This window comes from Rossellomorea sp. NS-SX7 (assembly GCF_052828565.1).
In genome coordinates, this window is the sequence record NZ_CM128249.1 from 1,557,150 (window position 1) to 1,569,634 (window position 12,485).

General features: G+C 41.6%; 8 protein-coding genes. All 8 read left to right on the forward strand.

Annotation, left to right across the window (positions count from 1 at the left end):
- Positions 1-166: 166 nt before the first annotated feature.
- The 8 genes from mutS (at position 167) to spoVK (ending at position 12,145) form a co-directional block, all read left to right on the forward strand.
- Entirely contained in the window at positions 167-2,788 is a 2,622-nt protein-coding gene (gene mutS, locus ACUXV2_RS07585) for a DNA mismatch repair protein MutS (RefSeq protein WP_446247018.1), read from the forward strand.
- A gap of 13 nt (positions 2,789-2,801) precedes the next feature.
- On the forward strand, positions 2,802-4,688 hold the full coding sequence (gene mutL, locus ACUXV2_RS07590; protein ID WP_446246409.1) for a DNA mismatch repair endonuclease MutL: 1,887 nt from the start codon (positions 2,802-2,804) through the stop codon (positions 4,686-4,688).
- A 180-nt stretch (positions 4,689-4,868) separates the two neighbouring features.
- Complete coding sequence (locus ACUXV2_RS07595) at positions 4,869-6,320, forward strand: FAD-binding oxidoreductase (RefSeq protein ID WP_446246410.1); 1,452 nt, start codon at positions 4,869-4,871, stop codon at positions 6,318-6,320.
- The gene (locus ACUXV2_RS07600; RefSeq protein ID WP_446246411.1) at positions 6,317-6,868 is read left to right on the forward strand and encodes an MFS transporter; all 552 of its coding nucleotides are present in this window, start codon (positions 6,317-6,319) and stop codon (positions 6,866-6,868) included. Before ACUXV2_RS07595 ends, ACUXV2_RS07600 begins: the two co-directional genes overlap by 4 nt.
- A gap of 135 nt (positions 6,869-7,003) precedes the next feature.
- Positions 7,004-9,391 carry a penicillin acylase family protein gene (locus tag ACUXV2_RS07605; protein WP_446246412.1) on the forward strand — a complete coding sequence of 796 codons (2,388 nt, stop codon included), beginning with the start codon at positions 7,004-7,006 and terminating at the stop codon, positions 9,389-9,391.
- Positions 9,392-9,571: 180 nt separating this feature from the next.
- Positions 9,572-10,528, forward strand: coding sequence for a tRNA (adenosine(37)-N6)-dimethylallyltransferase MiaA (gene miaA, locus ACUXV2_RS07610; protein ID WP_446246413.1), 957 nt, complete (start codon positions 9,572-9,574; stop codon positions 10,526-10,528).
- A gap of 29 nt (positions 10,529-10,557) precedes the next feature.
- Entirely contained in the window at positions 10,558-10,791 is a 234-nt protein-coding gene (hfq, locus tag ACUXV2_RS07615) for an RNA chaperone Hfq (protein ID WP_446246414.1), read from the forward strand.
- 412 nt (positions 10,792-11,203) lie between these two features.
- Positions 11,204-12,145: a stage V sporulation protein K gene (spoVK, locus tag ACUXV2_RS07620; RefSeq protein WP_446247019.1), complete on the forward strand. Its 942-nt coding sequence runs from the start codon at positions 11,204-11,206 to the stop codon at positions 12,143-12,145.
- Positions 12,146-12,485 lie beyond the last annotated feature (340 nt).

Here is a 12,485-nt window from a genome sequence, read left to right on the forward strand (position 1 = left end):
GGCAAAGAGCGCCTTCATGGCCGGTTCGTCTTATGCCACCCGCCTCTGAGCAAAGCCCTTCCGCTTTTCGCATTTCCTCAATCTGCTACGTGCTCCTTTTTTGGTCAGTATGATATAATGAATAGTCGAGATTAGTAGAATTAGCATGAAAGGTTTGATTCGAACCATGACTCAATATACGCCGATGATTAGGCAATATTTACAGGTGAAGGCAGATTATCAGGATGCCTTTTTATTTTTTCGTCTTGGAGATTTTTATGAAATGTTCTTTGATGATGCGATAGCTGCGTCCCAAGAACTTGAGATAACGCTGACAAGCCGTGATGGCGGCGGCGAGGAAAGAATCCCCATGTGTGGGGTCCCTTATCACTCTGCACCTAATTACATAGAACAGTTGATTGATAAAGGGTACAAAGTTGCCATATGCGAACAGACAGAGGATCCGAAGCAGGCAAAGGGAGTCGTAAAGAGGGAAGTGGTACAGCTTATCACTCCTGGTACGGTAATGGACGGCAAGGGATTGAATGACAAGGAAAACAATTACATCGCTTCCGTGACACCTTTTGACGACTGTACTTTCGGTCTCTCATATAGTGATCTCACTACAGGTGAATCGAAAGTGACCCTTGTAACAGAAGGGGTCCAATCATTATTAAATGAACTATCGACAATCGGGGCAAAAGAAGTTGTTCTTCCACCTGATATGGATGAGGAGATCCAAAGAAAGATCAATGAAAGAAATGAGCTTACACTTTCCTTTGAAGGGGAAACGGGACCCGATCCTTCATTCTCTCATCTTCTTTCATCCCTCGAACAGGATAAACTGAAAGAGGCTGCCTCCAGACTTTTTCAGTATTTGTTCCGTACCCAGAAGAGAAGCCTGGATCATTTGCAGGAGGTAGAGACGTACAATATCTATCAATATATGAAGATGGATTATTATTCAAAAAGGAACCTCGAATTGACCGAAACGATCCGTTCCAAAGGAAAGAAAGGTTCACTCCTCTGGCTGCTGGATGAAACGATGACCGCAATGGGGGCACGTCTCCTTAAGCAATGGATAGATCGTCCACTTATCCAATTAAAGGACATCCAAAAACGTCAGACAGTAGTGGAAGTCCTCCTTGAAAGATTCTTTGAAAGACAGGATCTGAGGGAACGTCTGAAAGAAGTATATGATTTGGAGCGGTTGGCAGGAAGGGTAGCCTTCGGAAACGTAAATGCACGCGATCTGATCCAGTTGAAAAAATCACTTCAGCAGGTCCCTGTTTTAAGGCATCTTGTTGAGACGATGGGCAATGAAGCAACAGATCAACTCGTTTCGGAATTAGATCCGTGTGAAGACCTGACTGATATATTGGAACTGGCACTTGTGGACAATCCTCCTCTTTCAATAAAAGAAGGCAGCATCATAAGGGATGGTTACCATGACGATCTGGATCAGTACCGTGATGCAAGTAAGAACGGGAAAAGCTGGATTGCAGAGCTCGAGCGTAAAGAGAGAGAGCGTACGGGAATCCGTTCACTGAAAGTCGGTTTTAATCGTGTATTCGGTTATTACATTGAAGTGACAAAAGCCAACCTGCAGCATTTAGAAGAGGGACGGTACGAAAGAAAACAAACATTAACAAATGCTGAACGTTTCATCACACCTGAATTAAAAGAAAAAGAGTCTCTTATTCTTCAGGCAGATGAAAAGTCCGTTGAGCTGGAGTATGAACTGTTTCTCGGGATCCGCGAAACGGTGAAAGAATATATTCCACGCCTTCAGAAACTGGCGAGACTTGTCAGTGAACTGGATGTTCTTCAATGTTTTGCAACGGTAAGTGAAAAAAGGCACTACCATAAGCCTTCATTTAATGAGGAACGTAAAATCATCCTTAATGACGGACGTCATCCCGTTGTTGAAAAAGTCATGGGTGCACAGGAATATGTACCAAACGACTGCTTTATGGATTCAGAGCGGGAAATGCTGTTAATCACAGGACCCAATATGTCTGGTAAAAGTACGTACATGCGTCAAATCGCGCTGACATCCATCCTTGCCCAAATCGGTTGTTATGTACCTGCAGAGAAAGCAGATCTTCCGATTTTTGACCAGGTATTCACGCGTATCGGTGCAGCGGATGACTTGATCTCAGGCCAGAGTACATTCATGGTTGAAATGCTTGAGGCAAAAAATGCAATCGTCAATGCGACGCAGCAGAGTCTGATCCTATTTGATGAAATAGGCCGCGGAACATCCACATATGACGGGATGGCACTTGCGCAGGCAATCATTGAATATATTCATGAGAACATCGGTGCAAAAACGCTGTTTTCTACTCATTATCATGAATTGACCATTCTTGAAGAAGAATTAAGCAAAGTGAAAAATGTACATGTAAGTGCAATGGAACAAAACGGAAAGCTTGTATTCCTTCACAAGATTAAAGATGGGGCTGCTGATAAAAGTTACGGTATTCATGTGGCGGAACTTGCCGATCTGCCGAAGGAACTGATCCAGCGAGCGAACCAGATCTTATTGCAGCTTGAGCAAAAGGAAGATGGGCTGACTTTATCAAATCAGGAAGCAGCGGTCACGAAAGAGAGAGAGTCTGAAGGCTCTGTGATCAATGACGCTCAGCTATCCTTCTTCCAGACAGAGAAGAGGGAAACAAAGGATTCATCCATTACATCGAAAGAAAAGAAACTACTGGATGAACTAAAAAAACTCGATATCCTTGAAATGACCCCATTGGATGCGATGAACACTTTATATGGAATCCAAAAGAAGCTAAAAAACTAAAGGCGGTGTAAACGTGGCAAAAATCTTTCAACTAAACGACTCGCTTTCAAACAAAATTGCCGCAGGCGAGGTTGTTGAAAGGCCCGCTTCGGTCGTAAAAGAGCTCTTGGAAAATAGTATTGATGCAAATGGAAGCGTAATAGAAATCCACATTGAAGAGGCGGGTCTAAATTCAATCCGAATCATCGATAATGGAGATGGAATCGAAGAAGAAGATGTTGAGACAGCTTTTAGCCGCCATGCAACCTCTAAGATAAAAGATGAAAATGATCTTTTCCGGATCCGTACACTGGGATTTAGAGGGGAAGCCCTGCCAAGTATCGCTTCAGTTTCTCACTTCACTATGAGGACCAGTACAGGGGATGGCCCTGGTACATTCATAGAGCTTCATGGAGGAGAAATCCAAAAGTTGGAGAAGACTTCTTCAAGAAAAGGCACCGATATTACAGTGTCGCAGATCTTCTATAATACTCCTGCCAGGTTAAAGTACTTAAAGACCATTCATACAGAGCTGGGAAACATAAGTGATGTGGTGAATCGTATTGCACTGGCTCATCCGGATGTATCTATTAAACTGCTGCATAATGGCAAATCTCTTCTTCACACGAATGGAAACGGTGATGTTCTTCAAGTATTGGCGGCCATTTACGGAGTGGGAATTGCAAAAAAAATGGTCCCTATCAATGTGAGTACGCTTGATTTCCGCATAAATGGCTATGTCTCTCTCCCTGAGGTGACCCGTGCATCAAGAAATTATATTTCCACGATGATCAACGGGAGGTTCATTAAGAATTATGCTTTGGCTAAAGCCATAGGCGAGGGGTATCATACACTGCTTCCGATTGGAAGGCATCCGATTGTCTTACTGGATATTGAAATGGATCCTGTTCTCGTGGATGTGAATGTCCATCCTTCCAAAATGGAAGTGCGCTTAAGCAAGGAAAGTGAATTGAATGCGCTTGTGACAGATGGGATCAAGGCTATCTTTAAACGGAAAGAACTTATTCCTTCTGGAGCTCCTGTTCCGAGAACCGTAAAAGCTAAGTCTGAACAAACGTATATGGACCTGGATCACAGCCATGCATCCGTAAACAAAGAAACACGTTCTTCATGGTCTGTTAACGAAAAACACCTTCCGAATGCGGATGTGAATGAGAAAGAGGCCTATGATGCACAACAATTGGTGAAAGAAGAGAAAGTACCTTTGGCCAGTGAAATGACGACATCAGATCATGACACAAAAGAAAGCATGGTAGATGAAACGGTAATGAATCATGCAGAAGAGACCAGACTGGATGAAGATATCATTGAATCACCGAGGGTTCCCCCTCTTTATCCAGTAGGACAGATGCACGGCACATATATTTTTGCTCAAAATGACCAAGGTCTTTATATCATCGATCAACATGCTGCCCAAGAACGCATCAAGTATGAATTTTTCAAAGAAAAGGTAGGACAGGTGGCGAAGGAGCTTCAAGAGCTGCTCGTACCGATGACTTTGGAGTATTCCACGGATGAGTATATAAAAATCAATGAAAACAGGTCAGCCCTTGAAGAGGTCGGGGTATTCCTTGAAGAGTTTGGGCATAACAGCTATATTGTACGTGCTCATCCACAATGGTTTCCGCCAGGGGAAGAAAAAGAAACGATCGAAGATATGATTCAACAAGTGCTTAAGATGAACAGGGTGGATATCAGGAAGCTGCGGGAAGAAGCAGCAATCATGATGAGCTGCAAAGGTTCGATCAAGGCCAATCATCATCTGAGGAATGATGAAATCCTTGCGTTACTGGATGAATTGAGAAGAACGACCGATCCTTTCACATGTCCTCATGGCCGGCCCATCATCATTCATTACTCTACCTATGAAATGGAAAAAATGTTCAAACGAATCATGTAAATGCGATTTAAGAAGCCTGGCAGAACCAGGCTTCTTTTTTTTACCACTACACCCAATAATATTATTATGTTAACCACTTCGATGCTCATTATGTTCTGTAAAATATTTTCAGTGCATTATTGAATTATTTCATTTTTAGTGTAAAATTACACTAAAAGGAATTAGTTGGGGGAGTTGGAAATGTTTTTAGATCCTATAAAGAAAAAGAGCATGTTTATTATCCTCATTCTCTTACTCGCATACTCTTCAGTCTTTACTTTTATTTCGTTAGAAAAAGAAGAAGAAAATGTCATGACTGACGTGGGCCGGTTAATGCCGACTAAAATTAAACAAGTGGTAAAAGGCAAAGAAGAGGAAAGTATGATTGAAACAATCAAAAATGCGAATGAAAACGAATTAAAGATATCGGTCTCGGGGAAACGGCACAGTCAAGGGGGGCATACGTATTATCCAGATGGGGTCGTCTTGGATATGACGGAATATAATGAAATCCTTCATGTTGATCCTGAGAATAAGACCGTACACGTACAAAGCGGGGCAACATGGGATGATATTCAACAGGCAGTGAATCCTTATGGTTTAGCGGTAAAAGTGATGCAGTCACAAAACATATTTACAATCGGAGGTTCTCTGTCTGTTAATGTTCATGGAAGGGATATACGAAACGGGTCGTTGATCGAGACGGTCAACTGGTTCAGGTTATTGAAACCGGACGGGAAGATCATAAAGGTATCCAGGACTGAAAACAGCGAGTATTTTCCTTTGGTGATAGGTGGGTATGGCCTATTCGGGGTCATCCTTGATGTGGAGCTTCAGTTAACAGAAGATAAATTATATACGATGAGAACGAAAGAACTGTCACACGAAGAGTATACGGAATATTTTAAGAAGCATGTATTGGCTGATGAAAAGGTTGAGATGCATCTAGCGAGGATTTCTACAGCTCCGCACTCTTTTTTGGAAGAAATGTATGTAACAGATTATTATTCTGGAGAAAACCAAAGTGAATACAGCATGTACAGTAAACTTAAAGAGGAAAGGTTCACTTTTTTAACAAAGTTCCTGCTCGGATTATCCCGTGATTTCGATTGGGGTAAAGATGCATTCTGGGACATGCAGAAGGCATTTTTTCTAAAACGAAATGAGAAATTGGTGACGAGAAACAACGTAATGCGTTCCGAATCTGAATTCCTTGAATATGAATCAAACAATGATACTGATATTTTACAGGAATATTTTGTGCCTGTAGATGAATATGAAGAATACATCAATGACTTAAGGACGTATCTCCAGAAAAGAGATTTAAACCTGATTAACATTACCGTCCGCTATGTTGAGAGGAACAATGAAGCAGTGATGTCTTTTGCTAAAGAGGATATGTTTGCACTGGTTCTCCTCATCAATCAAGGAATGACTAAAGAGGATATGTCCGAGACAGGGGAAACAGTGAGGGGAATGATCGATATTACGTTAGAACACGGAGGCAGCTACTATTTGCCCTATTATGAGTATCCTTCGAAAGAACAGATGAAAGTGGCATATCCGAATAGTGAGAAATTCTTTCAGGAGAAAAGAAGGCTCGACCCTGACGAACGATTCATCAATCAATTTTATGAGGAGTATGGCTTATGAGATGGTTTATATTATCTCAAAGTTTCGCCATGACCGCAGCCAGTGTATCATTTCCGTTCTACTTGCTGTTTATACAGAATATAGGCAGGTCAGTTTCTTCATTTGGATTTGCATATGGATTATTCACGTTGAGTGCAGCAATCTGTCACCGCCTGATAGGGAAGCTGGCAGATCATTCAGGAGGTTTGAAACTCTTAATCTTTTATGCTGTTGGTATGAGTTTTATATTCCTTGTCATACCCTCTGTCAATTCAATAGAAATGGTTTACATGATTCAGATTATCCTTGGGATTCTCGGAGCTGTACAAAAGACGAGTGAAAAGCTGGTACTCAGTGAGATTCCACATGATGGCAGCAGGGGCAGGATGATCGGAAACTATCATTATTGGACGTCGCTAAGCTCAAGTTTTGCCGTCATGGGGACCGGGCTGTTATTAAATTACTTTACAATCCACTATATCTTTTATGGGTGCTCTATATTTTTCCTGGTGAGCGGTATAAGCCTTATCATTAGTCATGGTGGTAAAATTCAAACTGCGAACAAGTAGGACGAAAGGTGAATCGCCTTTCGTTCTACTACTCTGTCATTTTATTGAAAATAAGAAGGAAATAGTGAATAAAGAGCCAATTATAAATAATAAGATATTTCTGAATTTTCAACGAAAACATACAGGGGGAGTAAGATGAATGGTGGAGTAGAACTTCAACCGCTAAAAAAGAAAAAACGGTCAGATATTTTACTATGGGCGCTTGGAATATTGTTTATTCTTTTGGGAGCAGGTGTCATTGGGGTGAATGTCTATATAGAAAGGTCATTGCCCGTAACGACAGGGACTATCGCGTTAAGCGGATTGTCTCAAGATGTGGAGGTTATCAGGGATGAACAAGGGGTCCCGCATATATCGGCAACAAACGAAAAAGATTTATTCATAGCACAGGGATATGTCCAGGCGCAGGACCGATTATTCCAAATGGATTTAAGCAGAAGGCAGGCATCGGGTCGTTTAAGTGAAATCATTGGGGAAAAAACGGTGGAAAGGGATAAATTTTTTCGAACTTTGGGTCTGAGGAGGGCTGCTGAAGTATCCTATACAGCCTATCCGGAAGAAGCAAAGCAAATCCTGGAATGGTATGCCGAAGGGGTCAATGCGTTCATAAAGGAAGCGGATGAAGAAGGCAGGCTGCCGGTCGAATTTACTCTCATGGGATACAAGCCAGAAGAGTGGAAACCGGTGGATTCATTGACCATCGGAAAATACATGGCTTTTGATCTGGGGGGACATTGGCACGGACAGGCATTCCGGTATTGGGCATTGAAAAACCTCCCTGAGGAAAAAGCATACGACCTGTTTCCATCGTATCCGGAAGATGCTCCTGAAATTCTCTCTGCCATCGGTGAGTTTACAATAGACATAGAGGACTCGTTTGCCGGAGCGGTCATCCCACCCGAATTTAACGGAAGCAACAACTGGGTGGTGAGCGGGGGAAAAACCAAAAGCGGAAAGCCTTTATTGGCTGATGATCCGCACTTATCACTCGGGGCTCCTTCCATATGGTATCAGATGCATTTGAAGGCCCCAGAAATGAATGTAAGTGGTGTGATCTTCGCCGGGATCCCAGGGATCATCCTTGGGCACAATGAGGAAATCGCTTGGGGAGTTACAAACACGGGACCGGACGTTCAAGATTTATATATAGAAAAAAGACACAAACAGGATTCATCACTTTTTCTGTATGATAACAAGTGGGAAGAAGCGACTGTGATCGAGGAACCGATCTCTGTAAAAGGGAAAGAAATGATTCCTTATGAAGTGGTCATCACGAGACATGGACCGATCATTTCAGATTTTACTCATCAAAAGGATAAGGAACATGCCCTTTCACTGAGGTGGACCGCTTTAGATCCCGGTCTGGAACTGCAAGCCATAATAGATATGAATAAGGCGGGTAACTGGGAAGAATTTGAAAAAGCACTGGAGGACTTTCATACTCCTACCCAAAACTTTGTGTTTGCCGCAAAGGATGGCACGATTGCATATAAAGCGAATGGTAAAATACCTATTCGCAATAAGGGTGACGGTTTGATGCCTGCTCCGGGGTGGGATCCGGACTATGAATGGAAGGGTTTTATTCCATTTGACGAACTGCCTTCGGTTGTGAATCCGGAGAAAGGGTATATAGCTACTGCCAATAATAAAGTCATTGATGACAGTTACCCTTATCACATCAGTCATCACTGGGCTCAGCCATACAGATATATGAGAATTGCTCAGTATTTGGAGCAAAAGGATGACTTAACGATACAGGATATGAAAGATCTTCAAATGGACCAAATCAATTTGCATGCTGCTGAGTTTCTACCGAATTTATTAAAGGATATGAAAGAGAAAGAATTGTCATCAGAACAAAAACAAGCTCTTGAAATACTTGAAGTATGGGATTATAAAGATGATAAATCGCAGGCAGCACCACTGTTATTTCATTCATGGATGAACATTTTATCAATGGATATGTTTAAAAAAGAGATACCTGAGGAAATGATGGATCTTTTTGAAGGGCGTCAAAGTATTGTAGATGAAATGCTGCGGAGAGCTCATATAGGGGACGTATCTCCCTGGTTTGAACCTTTCGGAGGTTATCAAGCGTATCTGCAAGAATCATTGGGTAAAGCCATAAAAGAATTGGAGGATAAATACGGTCCTTCCATGGATGAATGGAAATGGGGGGATTACCATAAAGTTTATTTTGAGCATCCCATTTCAAGTGCTTCACCAGTTTTAGAATGGTTCTTTAACAGGAAAGATCCCGCTCCTGTCGGAGGAAGCAGGGTCACCGTTCAGGCAGCTAGTTACAATCAGAAAGGGATCGTTAACCACGGTGCCTCATGGAGATTTGTAATAGACGCAGCAAACCTTTCTGAAGGATATCATATTGTAGGACCAGGGCAGGCAGGCCACTTCAAGAGTGAATGGTATGATAATCAAGTCGATGCATGGGTGCAGGGCGATTATCATAAAACGTCAATGAACGAAGTGAAAAAAGATAATAAATTAGTGTTAAAGGCTGAATGAATTGCCGTCTTATACCTTTGAATGAGTTTTTTTTTTAAGGGTATAAGACGGATTTTTTTCATTTAGGTACAAAATATGATTAAAAAAATAGAAAAAGGTTATACTATCAAGATGTGATTTTATAAACTATTATGGTACGATAATATGTAAAGGAAGATATACATAGAAAGCAGTGAAAGCATGGATCACACCACCAAACAAAAACTGATCGTACTCATCGGCCCGACTGCTGTAGGGAAAACCAATACCAGCATTCACCTTGCCAAAACCTTTGATGCGGAAATCATCAGCGGCGATTCCATGCAAATTTATAAAGGTATGGACATCGGTACAGCGAAAATAACTGAAAAAGAGATGGAAGGGGTTCCGCATCACCTGATTGATATTAAAGATCCCCTGGAGCCCTTTTCTGCTGCAGAGTTTCAACAGCTTGTCAGAGAAAAGATCACGGAAATCCATTCACGGGGAAAAACGCCTATGATTGTAGGCGGGACAGGTTTATATATACAATCTGTCATTTTTGACTACCAGTTTACGGATGTACCAGGTGATGCTGAGTATCGAACGAAACTTGAAGAAAGTGTGAAGGAAAACGGAATTGCACCCCTTTATGATCATCTCCAGAGCGTTGATCCCGAAGCTGCAAAAAATATCCACCCAAACAATACACGAAGGGTCATTCGGGCTTTGGAAATCTATCATTGTACCGGGAAGACGATGACGGATTATCAGGAAGATCAATCGGATGATTTGCTTTATGACATCGCTCTGGTCGGCTTGACCATGGACAGGGAAAAGCTTTATAACCGGATCAATATGAGAGTTGATCTCATGATTGATGAAGGGCTCATAGAAGAGGTGAAAACCCTTTTTGATCGTGGAGTGCGTGAGGTTCAATCCGTTCAAGCCATCGGTTATAAAGAGATATATGATTACCTGGAAGGGAATGTAAGTCTGGAGCATGCAATCGAAAACCTCAAGCAGAATTCCCGGAGATATGCAAAGAGGCAGTTAACCTGGTTCCGCAATAAGATGGATGTATCCTGGTTTGACATGACCGATGAGCAGCACCACCCTGAAATTATCAAGCAGATTTCTGAATTCATTGCAGGAAAGCTTGAACTAAAGTCGAATTAGTAAGTAGAGATAGAGGAGGAGGACTAAACATGAAACAATCCATTAATATTCAAGATCAATTTCTCAACCAACTGCGTAAAGATAATTCAATGTGTACGGTATTCCTTTTAAATGGCTTTCAAATCCGAGGTCATGTAAAGGGATTTGATAATTTTACCGTTCTTTTTGAATGTGAAGGGAAACAGCAGCTTGTTTATAAGCATGCCATTTCAACATTCGCACCTCAGCGAAATGTTCAAATAAATTTTGAAGAAAGTAATTAAACGTTTAGTTCTGGTTCTAATCGATTGTAACTGACAAGGCTGCCTGATAATATCGGGCAGCTTTTTTATTTTTTAACCGATATTCCTCGTAAATTTATACTTTTAAATAATGAAAAGGGGAACGTTTGAATAGAATGATATGAGAATCTCAGTTCATCTTCTTTTTTTACTTTGCTGTTGAAGATGTGACCGGGATCTAACTTGGGAATCGTTCTAAATACGTTCAGTTTTCTGTATATTTCTCGGGAAAGCGCAAGATATGACAGGATTCTGCGTTTTTTTCAATTCGTTTTCTTTCATTAATATCTGCGTGTCGAAATAGAGAAGGAATAATAGGCGTTTGTCACCCAAAAGGCCTCTAAGCGTATACTGTCTGTAGAATGGTGAGGTGAAATCTTTGGAACAGCAACCAATGAGAATGAAAAATAATGGACAAATCAGTATCGTGCTTAATTCACAGAAACGCAATTCAGTGAGGGACACACTTAAGCCCGATACCCTGCCCCCATCATTTCCTCAGGAGCATGTGGCATTAAAGGAGATTGAAGAAGAGTTAGGGTCTCTTGTCGGAATGGAAGAAATGAAAAAGATGGTAAAAGAAATTTATGCATGGATATATGTGAATAAAAAACGTGAATCAATGGGATTGAAAGCAGGAAAGCAAGCCCTTCATATGATGTTCAAGGGTAATCCGGGTACTGGAAAAACGACGGTAGCAAGAATAATAGGCAGATTATTTTTGAAGATGAACGTCTTGTCAAAAGGTCATCTGATTGAAGCTGAAAGGGCAGATCTTGTCGGGGAATATATTGGTCATACTGCCCAAAAGACAAGGGACCTGATCAAAAAGTCTTTAGGAGGGATATTATTCATCGATGAAGCGTATTCCCTGGGAAGAGGCGGAGAAAAGGATTTCGGGAAGGAAGCGATTGATACACTTGTAAAACATATGGAAGATAAACAGCATGATTTCATCCTTATTCTTGCGGGTTATTCAAAGGAGATGGATCATTTCCTTACGTTAAATCCAGGGCTGCAGTCAAGGTTTCCGCTCGTGTTTCATTTTCCGGATTATTCTGTCGATCAATTGATGGAAATCGGGAAAAGGATGCTGGATGAAAAACAATACTTATTAAGTTCGGACGCTGAACGAAAGATCCGGGAGCATTTGCACTCTGCAAAACATTCACTTTCATCCATGGCATTTTCAAATGGCAGGTACGTTAGAAACATACTGGAAAAATCAATCCGCGCCCAAGCAATGAGACTACTCTTGGAAAATAGTTATGGAAGAAACGATTTGCTCACCATCAGGAGCAATGATTTGATATTTACAAAGGGTTCCACAGAGTGATGAAGACAACAAACGAAATGCATTCATACTAAAGAGGCTGGGACAAAAGTGTTTTAGCCTAAGTAAAACCCGAACTAATTTGTGGTATAAAAGACAAATTAGTTCGGGTTATTAATTTGATCTAATGGACATTTAGATTTAGCTCTTTCTAGCGGTTGATTGGAGTGCAAGACGAAGACTCCTGCAGGAAGAGTAGCTTATCGGAAAAGCGGAAGGGCTTTGCTCAGAGGCTTATGACCTGTGCCTCTAAGCCCTGTAGCTAGACATGTGAGACCCCGCACCCGAGGAGGCTCACGGGCTACCCGCGGAAAGCGAAGTCTTGCACGGAAATCATTAGCGG